The organism is Streptomyces canus (genome assembly GCF_030815415.1).
In the GTDB taxonomy this organism is placed as follows: Bacteria; Actinomycetota; Actinomycetes; order Streptomycetales; family Streptomycetaceae; genus Streptomyces; species Streptomyces canus_F.
The window spans coordinates 9,067,578-9,081,903 of the sequence record NZ_JAUSWW010000001.1; the positions used below are offsets into that span (position 1 = coordinate 9,067,578).

15 protein-coding genes and 3 pseudogenes are annotated in these 14,326 nt (G+C 71.7%); 12 read left to right on the top strand and 6 right to left on the bottom strand.

The window, feature by feature from the left end; all coding sequences use genetic code 11:
• The first annotated feature begins 74 nt into the window (after window positions 1-74).
• Window positions 75-851 carry a GNAT family N-acetyltransferase gene (locus QF037_RS41970; protein ID WP_307034584.1) on the top strand — a complete coding sequence of 259 codons (777 nt, stop codon included), beginning with the start codon at window positions 75-77 and terminating at the stop codon, window positions 849-851.
• Between the two features lie 213 nt (window positions 852-1,064).
• On the opposite strand, the gene QF037_RS41975 is transcribed toward QF037_RS41970, so the two are convergent.
• The 3 genes and pseudogenes from QF037_RS41975 to QF037_RS41985 all read right to left on the bottom strand — a co-directional run bounded on the left by QF037_RS41975 (window position 1,065) and on the right by QF037_RS41985 (window position 2,848).
• On the bottom strand, window positions 1,065-1,937 hold the full coding sequence (locus tag QF037_RS41975; RefSeq protein ID WP_307034586.1) for a GNAT family N-acetyltransferase: 873 nt from the start codon (window positions 1,935-1,937) through the stop codon (window positions 1,065-1,067).
• Between the two features lie 161 nt (window positions 1,938-2,098).
• Complete coding sequence (locus QF037_RS41980; protein WP_307034588.1) at window positions 2,099-2,368, bottom strand: GlsB/YeaQ/YmgE family stress response membrane protein; 270 nt, start codon at window positions 2,366-2,368, stop codon at window positions 2,099-2,101.
• Window positions 2,369-2,463: 95 nt separating this feature from the next.
• Window positions 2,464-2,848: pseudogene (locus QF037_RS41985) on the bottom strand (hypothetical protein).
• A gap of 86 nt (window positions 2,849-2,934) precedes the next feature.
• On the opposite strand from QF037_RS41985, the gene QF037_RS41990 reads away from it, so the two are divergent.
• Complete coding sequence (locus tag QF037_RS41990) at window positions 2,935-3,696, top strand: ArsR/SmtB family transcription factor (RefSeq protein ID WP_307034590.1); 762 nt, start codon at window positions 2,935-2,937, stop codon at window positions 3,694-3,696.
• Window positions 3,697-3,752: 56 nt separating this feature from the next.
• Here the strand turns inward: QF037_RS41990 and QF037_RS41995 are convergent, their stop codons facing one another.
• Entirely contained in the window at window positions 3,753-4,193 is a 441-nt protein-coding gene (locus QF037_RS41995) for an SPW repeat protein (protein WP_307034592.1), read from the bottom strand.
• Window positions 4,194-4,540: 347 nt separating this feature from the next.
• Here QF037_RS41995 and QF037_RS42000 point away from each other — a divergent pair, with 347 nt between their 5' ends.
• A complete protein-coding gene (locus QF037_RS42000; protein ID WP_307034594.1) occupies window positions 4,541-5,545 on the top strand; it encodes a MerR family transcriptional regulator in 1,005 nt (334 codons plus the stop codon).
• 26 nt (window positions 5,546-5,571) lie between these two features.
• Here QF037_RS42000 and QF037_RS42005 read toward each other — a convergent pair whose 3' ends face one another.
• Entirely contained in the window at window positions 5,572-6,945 is a 1,374-nt protein-coding gene (locus tag QF037_RS42005; protein WP_307034597.1) for a cryptochrome/photolyase family protein, read from the bottom strand.
• A 49-nt stretch (window positions 6,946-6,994) separates the two neighbouring features.
• A complete protein-coding gene (locus QF037_RS42010; RefSeq protein ID WP_307034599.1) occupies window positions 6,995-8,524 on the bottom strand; it encodes an SDR family oxidoreductase in 1,530 nt (509 codons plus the stop codon).
• A gap of 91 nt (window positions 8,525-8,615) precedes the next feature.
• On the opposite strand from QF037_RS42010, the gene QF037_RS42015 reads away from it, so the two are divergent.
• From QF037_RS42015 to QF037_RS42055, 9 genes and pseudogenes are all read left to right on the top strand, one after another.
• Window positions 8,616-8,825: a hypothetical protein gene (locus tag QF037_RS42015; RefSeq protein ID WP_373464006.1), complete on the top strand. Its 210-nt coding sequence runs from the start codon at window positions 8,616-8,618 to the stop codon at window positions 8,823-8,825.
• A pseudogene (locus QF037_RS42020) lies at window positions 8,774-9,034 on the top strand (MMPL family transporter); the annotation flags it as partial. The gene QF037_RS42015 and the pseudogene QF037_RS42020, both read left to right, overlap by 52 nt.
• Window positions 9,035-9,135: 101 nt before the next feature.
• On the top strand, window positions 9,136-9,321 hold the full coding sequence (locus QF037_RS42025; protein ID WP_307034601.1) for a hypothetical protein: 186 nt from the start codon (window positions 9,136-9,138) through the stop codon (window positions 9,319-9,321).
• A 22-nt stretch (window positions 9,322-9,343) separates the two neighbouring features.
• Window positions 9,344-9,646: pseudogene (locus QF037_RS42030) on the top strand (HAD family hydrolase); the annotation flags it as partial.
• 145 nt (window positions 9,647-9,791) lie between these two features.
• The gene (locus QF037_RS42035) at window positions 9,792-10,457 is read left to right on the top strand and encodes a hypothetical protein (protein WP_307034603.1); all 666 of its coding nucleotides are present in this window, start codon (window positions 9,792-9,794) and stop codon (window positions 10,455-10,457) included.
• Window positions 10,458-10,612: 155 nt separating this feature from the next.
• Window positions 10,613-11,227: a sigma-70 family RNA polymerase sigma factor gene (locus tag QF037_RS42040; RefSeq protein ID WP_373463881.1), complete on the top strand. Its 615-nt coding sequence runs from the start codon at window positions 10,613-10,615 to the stop codon at window positions 11,225-11,227.
• A gap of 212 nt (window positions 11,228-11,439) precedes the next feature.
• Entirely contained in the window at window positions 11,440-12,480 is a 1,041-nt protein-coding gene (locus tag QF037_RS42045; RefSeq protein WP_307034605.1) for an ABC transporter substrate-binding protein, read from the top strand.
• Window positions 12,481-12,536: 56 nt separating this feature from the next.
• Window positions 12,537-13,511 carry a FecCD family ABC transporter permease gene (locus tag QF037_RS42050; protein ID WP_307037642.1) on the top strand — a complete coding sequence of 325 codons (975 nt, stop codon included), beginning with the start codon at window positions 12,537-12,539 and terminating at the stop codon, window positions 13,509-13,511.
• Window positions 13,508-14,305: an ABC transporter ATP-binding protein gene (locus QF037_RS42055; RefSeq protein WP_307034607.1), complete on the top strand. Its 798-nt coding sequence runs from the start codon at window positions 13,508-13,510 to the stop codon at window positions 14,303-14,305. The genes QF037_RS42050 and QF037_RS42055 overlap by 4 nt, the downstream gene beginning before the upstream one ends.
• Window positions 14,306-14,326: the final 21 nt, after the last annotated feature.

The following is a 14,326-nucleotide window of genomic DNA, read 5'->3' on the forward strand; positions in this document are numbered from 1 at the left end:
CGTGGCGCCCGCGCCTCCTGGTGATGGCCCGTAAACGTGTTGCCGCCCGGGCTCCCTGATGCTGGAGTGAATCCATGGATCACACCGCGGTACTCGCCCTGTACGACCGGGACATGCGCGAAGGCGCACAGCCGGACAGCCCCGAGTCCCGGATCGAGCGGGTCGGCAAGGTGGTCCGCCAGGTCTCCTCCGAGCAGGGATGGAACGGCGTGGTCTGGTCCGACCTGGACGCCGGCGGAGCGGACGCGGCGATCGCCGAGCAGATCTCGTACTTCTCCGGACTCGGTCGCGAGTTCGAGTGGAAGCTCTACGGGCACGACCTGCCGGTCGACCTCGGACAGCGGCTCAGGACGGCCGGGTTCACCGCGCAGCCCGAGGAGACCCTGATGATCGGCGAGGTCGCCGACCTGACCCTCGACGCCGAGCCGCCCGAGGGTGTGCGCATCCTGCCCGTCACCGACCGGGCGGGCGTCGACCTCGTCGCGGACGTGCACGAGGCGGCCTTCGGCACCGACAGCACCCGGCTGCGCCACCAGCTGCTCGCCCAGCTCACCGCCGACCCGGACTCCGTGGTCGCCGTCGTCGCCCTGGCCGGGGACACCCCGGTCAGCGCGGCCCGGATGGAGCTGGTGCCGGGCACCCGGTTCGCCGGTCTGTGGGGCGGCGGCACCGTCGAGGCCTGGCGCGGCCGTGGCATCTACCGCGCCCTGGTCGCCGTGCGCGCCCGCGAGGCGGTGGAGCGCGGCTACCGCTATCTCCAGGTGGATGCCATGCCGGCCAGCCGCCCCATCCTGGAACGGCTCGGCTTCGAGCCGCTGACCACGACCACTCCGTACCTGCACACACCGTGACGCGGACCACGCTCCGGGGGCCGCCAGATCAGCCGAGCCCTCACCGAGGCGGGCCACAAGGTCACCGGCGCGGGCCGCGCCATGGCCGCCGCCGTCGGATGTGGCTGATGGGGCCGATGTCCTACGCGCAGGTGGTGGTGGCGACGCTGCGGGTGTCCATCGCCGAGGCCGAGCGGGAACTGGGCTGGTCGCCGGTGTACCCCGCTGCGTGCCTCACAGGTCCAGCTGGTACTCCACCGCCTTGTGGGTGGGCACGTAGCCGAGGGCCTCGTTGACGGCGAGCATGGGCGCGTTGCTGTTCGCGGTGTCGGTGAGCAACCCGGCGAGTTCCGGGTGCCGTTCACGGGCCCGGCGGATCGACGCCGCCTTCATCCAGCGGGCGAGGCCACGGCCGCGGTGCTCCGGCAGCACGGCCGTACCGTAGTGCTGTCCGTCGCCCCGGCCGTCGCCCGGCACGACGAGTTCGGAGAAGCCGACGACCGATCCGTTCGCCGTGTCCACCGCGGCGACGGTGTGCAGCAGCTCACCGCGCCGCGCGACCGCCTCGGCCGCGGCGACCACCCGTTTCACGTCCCAGACGACCGTGCCGTAGTCGGTGCCCTCCATCGGCATGTCGTCCATGGCGCGGCGTGAGTCGGCGTACGACTGGGCGAGTTCGTCCGGCACGATGCCGTCCCACTCGGTCAACTCATAACCGGGGCAAGGCTGTTCACCTACTGCGGTGACGTCCGCTTCGGTCAGCGCGAGCCTGGCGTAGGTCAGGGAGAGCACCGGGCGGAAGCCCCGGGCCGCCAGGAACCGGTCGGCGGGGGAGCCCTGTTCGGCCTGCGCGACGACGGTCCGCCGTCCCTCGGCCCGCGCCGTGGCCACGGCGGCCTCCAACAGGCGGGTGCCGATGCCCTGCCGCCGCTCGGCGCCGTGCACGGCGATCTCCAGTTCCGCGAGATGCTCCTGCCCCGCCTTCGTGAACAGCCGAAGGAAGGCGGACCCGGCCGGTGCTCCGTCTGCCGCCGCGGCCAGCCAGGCCAGACGGTGGCTGGAAGCGCCGGGTTCGGGGTCGGCCAGCGGGATGATGCGCAGGGTCAACGGGGCTCCGTCAGAGTCGTGTCCGGCGATGGGCCGCAGAAGCAAACCATCGCCGGACCACGACCGCAACGGGATTTTGGTGCCGCGGATCGCACCCGCCGAACCAGTCGGACTTGTCGCGCCCGCCTGCTCCGTCCACTCGTCGAACCCGCCACACACGGTCAGCGGCGCGCCCTCGGCCTCGACCGGTCCAGAGCGGCGACGCCGAGAGCGGCGAGACCGATCTGGATGAGCCATTCGACCCAGTCGATGCCCTTGGTGTCGGCCACGTCGAACCCCGCGGCGATCGCCGAACCGAGCAGTGCGGCCACGATGCCGACGCCGATGGTCAGCAGGATCCCGATGCGCTGCCGGCCCGGGATCACGAGTCGGCCCAGCACACCGATGACGATGCCGATCACGATCGCGCTGATGATGCCCGAGATCTCCATCTCCGCCCCTCTTCTCAAGGCCCCCGCAGTAGTCCGGATGCCCCCGGGCGGCCCGTACAGTCCGTCCGGTATCCCCCCCGCCGGTCAACAGGGCGTCAAGCTCTGGCCCCTCCAGAAACCCACCCGGTGGCGGCCATCACTTCGGCCGCGATGTCGATCACGGTGCGCCCGTCGGTCCCTACCCGCAGGGTGCCGGCGGGCGCACGCTCGTCCAGCAGCCGTGCCTTGCGTGCGCTGTTGCGGAGTTCCGCGTCCAGCTCGGAGCCCAACTCCCGTCCGCTCAGCCGTCGTTCCGTTGTCTCGTCGGTCGCGGTGAGCAGGACCCTGACGATCCGGACACCGTCACCCATCGCCCGGCGGAAGACAGCCGTCGCCTCGTCCAGAACGCTCACCGTGTTCACGTACACTCCGCAGCCGCGCCGAGACCTCCCAGCCCACCCTCGTCTTGCCGACGCCGGCGCGACCGCCGATGAGCAACACCTAGCAGTGATCTCTTTTCGTGCCGCGTTGACATGCAGGTAAATACCTGCATAACGTGGAGTGTGCGATCAGAGGGCGACTCGGGAATGGACAAGGTCTTCAAGGCGCTGGCCGACGACACGCGCAGACGGCTGCTGGACCGGCTGCACGAGCACAACGGCCAGACGCTCGGCGAGCTGTGCGAGCGCATCGCCATGACGCGTCAGTCGGTGACCCAGCACCTGGCCCTCCTGGAGGCGGCCAACCTGGTCAGCACGGTGCGGCGGGGGCGGGAGAAGCTGCACTACCTCAATCCGGTCCCGCTCCATGAGATCCAGGAGCGGTGGATCGACAAGTTCGAGCGCCCGCGCCTGAGCGCGCTCGGTGCCGTGAAGCGACGAGCCGAGGAAGCCATGACCGACAAGCCCACGTTCGTGTACGTCACCTACATCGAGAGCACACCGGAAAAGGTCTGGGACGCCCTCACCGACGCCGACCTCACCGCGGCCTACTGGGGACACAGCAATGTCTCCGACTGGAAGCAGGGGTCCCGCTGGGAGCATGTACGGACCGACGGTTCCGGCGTGGCCGACGTCGTCGGCACCGTCGTGGAGAGTGAGCGTCCCACCCGCCTCGTCACCAGCTGGGCCGCGCCCGAGGACGAGGGCCGGGACGACGCGTACTCCCGGGTCACCTTCGACATCCGGCAGCACGGCGACATCGTCCGTCTCACCGTCACCCACGAGAACCTGGCCGACGACAGCGAGCGCGCCGCGGCGGCCTCCGGCTGGGCGGCGGTGCTGTCCAACCTCAAATCGCTGCTGGAGACCGGCAGCCCGCTTCCGCAGGAGCCGTGGCTGGTGCCGTGACACGGAGGGGCCGGCCCGCGGGGCGCGGACCGGGGTCGCTTCCTCTCCGGGTGTTCCTAGGCCCTGGGGACGCTCTTCGCCGCGGTGACGGTGCACATCAGCCCCAGGATGACGGCCAGGGCGCCGATGATGACGTTGTTCAGGATGACGCCCGCATCCGGGCTGTCGCCGACGATCCACGGCGACACGATCATCCACAGACCGACCGCGCAGAAGGCCCAGCTGAGGCCGTACATACGTTCCGGGGTCTGGGTGAACCCGAGGGCCAGCAGGCCGATCGCGATGCCCACGATCAGGTTGTGGGGGACGAGGGCGGGCTGGCTCGTCGTGTAGTGGAGTATCCAGGGGGATACGGCGCAGTACAGACCGAGCAGGAACACCGGTCCGTCCACGAGTGCCACATCGCGGCCGCCGAGCATACGGGCGTACCGTGCCCGCATTTCGGAAGCGTCAGGGTGGCTGGTGATGTCACCTCGGGTGGGCGAGACGTTGGCCATGACTCGTCTCCTTTGACTCACAGGCCGAACCGCGTCTTGTGCGGTGTGCGGTAAGTGCCGCGCAAATACATCATGCGCTTATTTCTCCCTTATGTGTAGAGGTCAGCCGATCCGCCATGACATGCGGGAATATGTCATGGCGGAGAGGTGGTGGCCTCCGGGGGGCACCGACTCTCCCCGGAGGCTGTCGAGGAACCGGAGGAGGCGGTCCGGCCGGTGCGACCCGGTCGGCCGATTCCACGACATGTTCCTTCTTCTGGAGCGGTCCCGGCGGTGGATGCAGGGTCGGGTCCGGAGATGTCGACTGCCGTGTGCTTCATGCACGCAACGTTTCTCGTCGAAAGGGTGTGCGCCCCGGCCGCGGAGCACCTAGCCGAACGCCTCGTCGCGCAGGCGCCGGTGCAGCAGGTGAAGTCCGCGCCGCGCGTGGCTCTTGCACCACGCTGCGTTCCTGGGACCGCCGGTACGGCATCGGGCCCGCCGTGCGCGCCGACGGACGTCACCGTCGCTGGAGTCCCGCAGACGTCGAGGTGCTGGAGAGGATGTGCCGACTGACCTCGTCCGGGGTGCCGCCGGCCGAGGCCGCCCGCCTCGCCCGGCGGGCGACGGGCACCCCACCGTCCGTCGTCGGCGTCCCCGAACAGCCCCGTCCGCGTTCGCGGGCGGCGGGCACACTGCCGCTCGGCGATGTACGCCAGGAGTACCGGGGGCTCGCGCGAGCCGCCGTGCGCCTCGACGCCCCCGCCGTCGAGCGACAGCTCGAGGCCGCCGTGGAGCAGTACAGCATCACCGGCGCCTGGCAGGAGGTGATGGTGCCCGCGCTGCACGCGGTGGGACGCAAGTGGGCGTCCTCCGGCGACCGTTACGTGGAGGTCGAGCATCTGCTGTCCTGGCATGTGTCGACCGCGCTGCGCCGGTACACACCGTCCGCCGCACCGCAGGGCGCGGCCTCCGCCGCCGGGCCGGTCGTCCTGGCCTGCGTGCCTGGTGAACAGCACACCCTGGCGATCGAGGCGCTCAACGCCGCGCTGTGCGAACTCGGCCTGCCCACCAGGATGTTCGGTGCGGCGGTGCCCGGAGAGGCACTCACCACCGCCGTACAGCGCCTGGGTCCCGTGGCGGTGTTCCTTTGGGCGCAGGCACGGTCCACCGCCAGCCTGGCCCTGGCCCGGCATGTCGCCGACACCTCATGGGGGGTCAAGGGCGCCCGGCGGCAGCCCCTGGTGGTGGTGGGCGGACCCGGCTGGTCAGGACCGGCGGCGCGGGAACTGCCACGGCCACCGACCCTGCGGGACGCCGTCGCGATCCTGTCCGGAGCGATCGCGACCGCGGGCACCGGCGAACAGCGCTGACGCACACAGGGCGGTGCGGGCTCGGTTCAGTCCAGTCCGCGGGCCCGCTTGAACCGGGCCAGGCCGTCGGACAGGCCGACCACCGGGTCCGGATAGTCGTCGATCGCCGCCCGGTCCAGGCCGCGCAGCTTCCACGGCTCGTGCACCGAAGGGGCGGCCAGGCCCGCCAGTTCGGGCACCCAGCGCCGGACGTACGCGCCGTCCGGGTCGTACCTCTTGGCCTGGGTGACTGGGTTGAGTACCCGGTTGGGACGGGAATCGGTGCCGGTGCCCGCCATCCACTGCCAGTTGAGCTGGTTGTTCGCCACGTCACCGTCGACCAGGAGCTCCAGGAAGTGCCGGGCGCCGACGCGCCAGTCGACGTACAGCGTCTTGGCGAGGAAGCTCGCGGTGAGCAGCCGGCCGCGGTTGTGCATCCAGCCCTCGTACCGCAGCTGACGCATGGCCGCGTCGACGACCGGGAAGCCGGTGCGCCCGTTCCGCCAGGCCTCGATGTCCTCGCGTGCCGACTCCTCGGACCGCCAACGGTCGTGCTTGGTGCGGTAGTCGGCGGTGGCGGCGGCCGGGCGCGCCGCGAGGACCTGCCGGTGGAAGTCCCGCCAGGCGAGCTGCCGTACGAAGGCCTCGGCGCCCGGTCCGCCCGCCTTGCGCGCCCGGTGGACCAGTTCGACCGGGGACAGGGTGCCGAAGTGCAGATGCGGCGAGAAGCGCGAGGTGGCATCACCGGCCAGGTCGTCGTGACGGTCCTCGTACGAGGCGATGCCGGTGCGCAGCCAGGACGTCATGCGGGCCCGGCCCGCCTCCTCTCCGCCGGTCGCCAGACCCTCCGAGAGGCCCGACAGCCCGCCGCGGTCGGGCAGCCGCTCCGAGCCGATGCCGTCCAGGACCCGTACCGCGCGCGGGGCCGGGACGGGCTCGCGCAGCCGTACGCCGGTCCAGTGGCGGAAGTACGGGGTGAAGACGGCGAAGTGGTCCGAGGAGGCCGGGGCCACCGCGCCCGGCGGGACCGCCGAGATGACCGTCTCGTGCACGTGGAGCCGTCGGCCCTCCGCTTCCAGCGCGCGTCTGAGCCGCTGTTCGCGGCGGTGCGCGTAGCCGCTGACGTCGGCCGCCATGTGCACCTCGTCGGCGTCCGTCTCGGTGGCCACCCTGCACACCTCCTCGACGACGTCACCGGAGCGGATCACCAAACGGCCGCCCCGCCGGCGCAAGCCCGCGTCGAGGTCCCGCAGACAGTCGGCGAGGAAGGCCAGCCGGTTCGGCGCGGCGAACCCGGCGCCGGTCACTCCCCGGTCGCGCACGAACAGGGGGATCACCTGAGCGGCCTCGTGCGCGGCCCGCAGCGGCGGATGGTCGTGGAGGCGCAGGTCGGCGGTGAACAGGACGATCGAGACGGTCATGGTGCGAGCTCCGGGAGGGAGGGGTGAAGGTCGGTGCGGTGCGGGGCGGTCAGCCGGTGGGGGAGGGGCGGTGCGCGGCGGCGGCCGGAGTGCGGGCCGCGGTCCGTGCGATGTTGCGGGCCATCCCGCCGAACACCGCTGCGTGGAAGGGCGAGACGCTCCACCAGTACGCGTGTCCGAGCAGACCGTGCGGATGGAACAGCGCCCGCTGGCGGTAGCGGGTGCGGCCGTCGTCGTCGGTCTCCGCGCACATCTCCAGCCAGGCGAGGCCGGGCAGCCGCATCTCGGCCCGCAGCCGCAGCAGATGTCCGGGCTCGATCTCCTCCACCCGCCAGAAGTCCAGGGAGTCGCCGACCCGCAGCCGCGCCGCGTCACGGCGTCCCCGGCGCAGACCGACGCCGCCCACCAGCCGGTCCAGGCGCCCGCGCACGGCCCAGGCCAGCGGGAAGGAGTACCAGCCGTTGTCCCCGCCGATCCCCTCGATGACCCGCCACAGGTCCGGGCGCGAGGCGTCCACGGGCAGCTCCCGCACATCCGTGTAGAGGCTGCCGCCGGCCCAGTCGGGGTCGGTGGGCAGCGGGTCGCTGGGGGCACCCGGGAACGACGCCGAGGACCAGCGCGTCGTCACCTGTGCGTCGCGGACCCGCTGGAGGGCCAGCCGCACCGCCTCGTCGAAGCCGAGGGGGTGACCGGGTGGATCGGGCACGTACCGGGCGATGTCGTGCTCGTGGCAGACGACCTCGTGACGCAGGGACTCGGCGAGCGGTCGCGCGATGGCGGCCGGTACGGGTGTCACCAGTCCGACCCAGTGACTGGACAGGCCAGGGCTGAGCACGGGCACGGGGAGGATGATCCGCCGCGGAAGCTCCGCGACGGCCGCGTACCCGGTCATCATCTCCCGGTACGTGAGGACGTCCGGCCCGCCGATGTCGAACGCGCGGTTGACCTCGGCCGGCATACGGGCGCTCCCGACGAGAGCGCGCAGCACGTCCCGCACCGCCACGGGCTGGATCCGGGTCCGCACCCAGCTCGGCGTCACCATCACCGGCAGCCGCTCGGTCAGATAGCGCAGCATCTCGAAGGACGCCGAGCCCGAGCCGATGACGACCGCCGCCCGCAGGACGGTGGTGGGCACCCCGGAGGCCAGCAGGATGCGGCCCACCTCGGCCCGCGACCGCAGATGCGGCGACAGCTCCCGCTCCGGCACGCCCTTCGGGGTGAGCCCGCCCAGGTAGACGATCCGCCGTACTCCCGCGGCGCGGGCCTGCTCGCCGAAGATCCGGGCCGCGCGCCGGTCGGTCTCCTCGAAGGTGGCGCCCGTGCCGAGCGCGTGGACCAGGTAGTAGGCGACGTCGATCCCGCGCATGGCCTCGGCGACCGCGGCCTCGTCCAGGACGTCTCCGCGCACCACGTCCGTCTGGCCCACCCAGGGATGGTCGCGCAGTTTGCCGGGGGACCGGGCCAGGCAGCGCACCCGGTGCCCCTCGGTCAGCAGCTCGGGGACGAGCCGGCCTCCGATGTATCCCGTAGCGCCGGTCACCAGGCAGCGCAGCCCGGGTCCGGTGTCCTCGGCGTTCATCTGTCCTCGGTCCTCCGTGTCGACGTCCCCCCTGTGATCACTTCCACCGGCGGAGCCGTAACGGATGCGGTCGTTTCTCTAGGCTGCTCGCGTGGCGACAGCAGACGACCCGGACCAGCGCGCGACGACGGCCGGACCTCCCACGGTTCCCCCGGGGACCGATCTTCAATCGCTCGCCGTGCAGCTGCGGCGGATGAACGGCGAGATCAACCGTCTGGTCCACGGGTTCGCCGGGGAGCACGGACTGCACGCCACCGACGCCAGGGGGTGCTGCGCGGTCTGGTCGGCACCGGCGGCGTGATCACCTCGGCCGGGGTGGTGCTCGCGGCCACGTTCGCCGCGCTCGGGGTGATCCCGCTGGCGTTCCTGGCGCAGATCGCCTTCATCGTCGCCTTCGGGGTGCTCCTCGACACCCTGGTGGTGCGCTCGCTGCTCGTACCCGCCCTGGCGCGCGATCTCGGGGCCGTCGCGTGGTGGCCCGGGGCCGACGCCTTCCCTGCCTCCAAGTGACCGGCTCCGTCATACGGGTTCGGTTCGGCGGGGCATGGACACGTCGGTTACGGGCAGGTGAATTGGCACGACGCTCAGTCGTCGTTCAGATTCGAAGACCGATGCTGGAGGTGGCTGCCGCTATGGGCGCGAAGGTGTTGGAGCGGTTTCCTGCGGGGGCTCCGCGCGGATCGTGGCCGGCGGAGGAGTACGCGGCCGAGCGCCGCGAGGAGGGTGAACCGGCGACAGTCGTCATGGACTTGAAGTCGGACGCGTTCCTGGTCGTGGTCCCGGCGGAGGGGGACTGACCCCGGCGTATCGCCCAACTCGCGGGCCTCGGGTGCGGTGTTCCTGTCGCCCGTACAACTGAACATGCCCGGCGTGCCCGGCCGGGAGGTCCTCGGGCCCGTCCCGGTCGAGGTCGGGGACGTCGTACGGCCGGGCAGTCACCGAGCCGTCGACCGGCCGCGGCGTCTCGGCCTGCGGCCCCTGATCGCCACCGGCGACCGCGGCGCGCCCGCCCACCGCGTCGCGCGGGAGCTGGGCATCGACGAGGTGCACGCCCGCTGTACCCCCGAGGACAAGGCCGCTCTCGTCAAGGACCTTCAGGAGCGGGGCTGTCGGGTCGTCGTCGAGACCCTCGCGGTGGTGGCCCGGCCGGGTTCGTGAGCGGGCGTAACGCATGCCCGTGGGTGGTAGCCATCCCGTGTGAGCGAAGCGGGGGCGATTTCCGTACCCCTGTCCGACGACCCGGGCCCGGATGCGAGGATGAGGCGCCATGACTGCAGGGTGGTGTTCTCGCACAGTACGGGCCGCGGTGTTCGCGGCCGTCTGTGTGCTGCTCGCCGCCCTGGGCCACGCGATGATGTCCGGCAGTGACGTCCCGGTGTGGGCACTGGCGGCCGGAACGGTCGTGACCGGCGGCGCGGGGTGGTGCCTGGCGGGCCGTGAGCGCGGGCTGCCGTTGATCGTGGCCGTTGTGGTCGCCGCACAGACCGGGCTGCACTCCGCCTTCTCGCTCGCCCAGTCGGCGACCGGGGGCGCGGGTTCCACGGGGCACGACATGGGGTCGATGGACATGGGCGCCATGCACATGGGCTCGATGCACATGCACTCCATGGACCCCATGGATTCGAGGCACATGGATCACACGGGCGACTCCATGACCGGCTCGACATCCCTCGGCATGCTCGCCGCCCACCTGCTGGCCGCGTCGCTGTGCGGGCTGTGGCTGGCGTACGGCGAGCGGGCCGCGTTCCGCATCCTGCGGGCGGTGGCCGGCTGGCTGGCCGCACCGCTGCGGCTGCTGCTCGCCGCTCTGCCCCTTCCTCCGGAGCGGCCACGCGTCCGTGCGCACCGGCCTTCCTCGGACCGGGTGCCGCGGCTCCTCCTCGTCCATGCGATCACTTCTCGGGGTCCGCCCGTGGGGACCGCTGTCGCCTGACGACAGCCGGTATCCCCGAGGCCGCCCCTCAAGGCGCCTCGGGCCTTGGTCGTACGCCCTCGCAGGGTGCCGTACGACCGTCTCCCCACGCACCGGACCGCCCGCGCTCCCCATGCGCCCCGGTCCGGATCACGGATGACCGAGAAGGACACCAAGTGATCACTTCTGCCCTGTCGGCCGCGCGCGAGAACCACGACGCGGCGATGTCGATGGACGAGTCGATAACCGCGTGGGCGCTGGCGGCCCGCGGAGGTGACGCGGACGCGGTCGAGCACTTCGTACGCGCCCTGCACCTCGACGTGACGCGCTATGTCGCCCACCTCTGCGGCGACCCGCAGGCCGCCGACGACCTCGCCCAGGACACGTTCCTGCGCGCGCTCGGCAGCCTGCACCGGTTCGAGGGCCGCTCATCGGCCCGCGCCTGGCTGCTGTCCATCGCACGCCGCGCGGTGATCGACAGCTACCGGTACGCCTCCGCCCGGCCCCGCCTGTCCGACGTACCGGACTGGCAGTTGGCCGTCGAGAACGCGCAGCCGCGGGACCTGCCCGGCTTCGACGACGGCATCGCGCTGCTCGACCTGCTGGAGTCGCTGCCGGACGAACGCCGTGAGGCGTTCATCCTGACCCAGCTGGTGGGCCTGCCTTACGGGGAGGCGGCCGAGGTCAGCGACTGCCCCGTCGGCACCGTCCGCTCCCGCGTCGCTCGGGCCCGGTCGGCCTTGATGGACCTGCTGGACGAGTCGGAGCGGCTTGCCCTGCAGGCGGCCTGAGCGACGGAAGAAGGCGCCGGTGCCGAGCGGTGAACCCCGGCACCGGCGCCCTGCCCGGGTGACGAAGAACCTGCCCGCTCCGGCCGGGAAGCGGGGCCCGCTCTCAACTCCGGTGAAGTAGTGCGGAGTTCCCGGGAACTCAGGGGCTCGGCCCCCCGACTACTGCAACAGAACCCGTCGTGTCACGAGCCCCCCCGCACCAAGGAGCCCGCATGCCGAAGAAACGGCCCGCCGCGATCGCCCTGGCCGGCGCCCTCTGTCTGGTCACCGCGGCCTGCGGCTCCTCGGCGGACACCGCGGACGGCGACGGAGGCGAGGCGGTCGCGGGCGCCGCGAACTCCGGCTATCCGGTGACCCTGGAGAACTGCGGAGTCTCCGAGACGTTCACCGAGGAACCCGGCCGTGTCGTCGTCATGAACGGCGCCTCGGTCGCCGAGGTCTCCACCCTGCTCGCCCTCGGCGTCGGCGACCGCATCGTCGCCAACCAGCAGACCTACGGGATGTCCGAGGTCGCGGGCCGCGCCGACGCCATCGAGAAGCTGCCCACCGGTGACGTCGAGCTCAACGACGCCTACGACATCCCGCGCGAGGCGATGATCGGGCTCCGCCCGGACCTGGTGCTGTCGACGACGTCGTACGGCTTCGACGAGAAGAACGGCTTCGCCACCCGCGAGCAGCTGAAACAGGTCGGTGCCCACACCTACGTCTCCCCGCAGGGCTGCGACCAGGACACCTCCAAGATGACCATCGCCGACAGCCACAACCTGCTGCGCGACCTGGGCAAGGTCTTCGGCAGGAGCGCCCGGGCCGAGAAGATCGTCGCCGCCTCCGAGAAGCACATCGACGAGGTCTCCGCCAAGGTCGAGGGCGAGAAGCGGCCCGAGGTCATGGTGCTGTTCTCCCGCATGGCCATGGGCGGCAACGACTTCAGCTCGGTCGTCGCCAAGGGGATCTGCAACGACATCCTCGCCGAGGCCGGCGGCTCCAACGCTTTCGAGAACGCCTCCGCGACCTCCTTCGCCGACCTCAGCAAGGAGAAGGTGGCCGCCACCGACGTCGACGCGCTGGTCGTCATCGGCTACAACGACCCGGACCCGGCGGCCTACGCCGAGAAACTGCTGAAGGAGTTCCCCCAGTGGCCGGCCGCGAAGAACAACAAGTACGTGGCTCTGTCGGACTCGATGTACCTCGGCCCGAGCAACGACCTGGCGGTGGAGAAGATCGCGAAGGTGCTGCACCCCGACAGGTTCTGAGCCGTCCGCGGTTGCCTTTGGGGGTTCTCGGGCTCCTCGTCGTCCTCGTCGCGGTGATGGTGGTGGCGGTGAGCATCGGCGCGGTGAACATCCCGGTGGGTGAGGTGTGGAGAATCCTCCTGCACCACCTCACCGGCCGCGGAGCCACCGGCGATCCAGCCCTCGACCAGATCGTGTGGACCTTCCGGGCCCCCCGCGTCGCCCTGGCCGCCCTGGTCGGCGCGGGCCTGGCCGTGGCCGGGGCGGTGTTGCAGACCCTGGTCTCCAACCCGCTCGCCGACCCGATCGTCCTCGGCTTCTCCTACGGCGCCTCCCTGGGCGCCGTCCTGGTCATCACCCTCGGCGGTGTCGCGCTCGCCGGACTGGGCGGACCAGGCGTCTCGGGAGCGGCCTTCGTCGGTGCCCTGGCGGCCGGGGCACTGGTCTTCGCGCTGGGGCAGCGGCGGGGCCGGCTGGCGCCGGCCCGTCTGGTCCTGGCCGGGGTCGCCGTCGGGTACGTCCTGCTGTCGGTCACCAGCTTCGTCCAGCTGATGGCGACCCCGACCGAGCTGCGGACGGTCATGTTCTGGATGCTCGGGAGTGTCGCCGGCGCACAGTGGAGCCAACTGCCCACCGTCACCGTGGTGGTCCTCACGAGCACGGTCCTGCTGACCCTGTTCGGGCGTCGGCTCAACGCCCTGCTGGCCGGCGACGAGTCCGCGACCGCGCTCGGTGTCGACGTCAACCGGCTGCGGGCCGCCCTGCTGGTGATCAGCGCCCTGCTCACCGGCACCGTCATCGCCGTCGCGGGCGGCGTCGGCTTCGTCGGCCTGATGATCCCGCACCTGGTCCGCATGACCATGGGTGCCGACCACCGACGCCTGCTGCCCCTGACGGCACTCCTGGGCGCCACTTACCTGGTCCTCGTGGACCTGCTCTCCCGCACCCTCACCCGCCCCAACGAACTGCCGCTGGGCATCCTCACCGCCCTGCTCGGCGCCCCCTTCTTCCTGTGGCTCCTGCGCCGCGACAAGGGCCTGGACACCGTATGAAACTGACCGTGGACCAGCTCCACATCACCCTGGACCGCACACCGATCCTCCGCGCCGTGAATCTGGAGGCAGACAAGGGGGACATCGTCGGCCTCGTGGGCCCCAACGGCAGCGGCAAGTCCACCCTGCTGCGCACCGTCTACCGCTCCCTGCGGCCGGCCGACGGCGTGGTCAGGGTGGGCGGCGACGACGTATGGCAGCTCTCCGCGCGGACCGCCGCCCGTCGCACCGCGGCCGTCCTCCAGGGCGCCGGCACCACGACCGGACTGAGCGTCACCGAGATCGTCGCCCTCGGCCGCACGCCCCACCACGGTCTGATGGGCCGGGACGGCGCCGACGACCGCGAGGCCGTGGCCGAGGCCGTCGCGCGCTGCGGCGTCGGCCCGTTCGCGGACCGCGACTACGCCACCCTGTCCGGCGGCGAACGCCAACGCGTCCTGCTGGCCCGCGCACTCGCCCAGCGACCCCGGCTCCTGGTCCTGGACGAACTCACCAACCACCTCGACATCCGCGCCCGCTTCGAGCTCCTGGACCTGATCCGCAGCACCGGCGTCACCACCCTGGCCGTCCTGCACGACCTCGACCTGGCCGCCCGTCTCTGCGACCACCTGGTCGTCCTCCACGAGGGCGCGGTGGTGGCGGCGGGACCCGTCCTGGACGTCCTGACCCCGGACCTCCTACGGGACGTCTTCGGCGTACGGGGCGGCACGGAACGCCACGCGGACGGCGTCGTCCGCATCACCTACGCCGCTCAGCCCCTCGCCCACGAGCAGCACGCCGCACGACACCCGTGATCGTCATCCCACTCCCCGGAC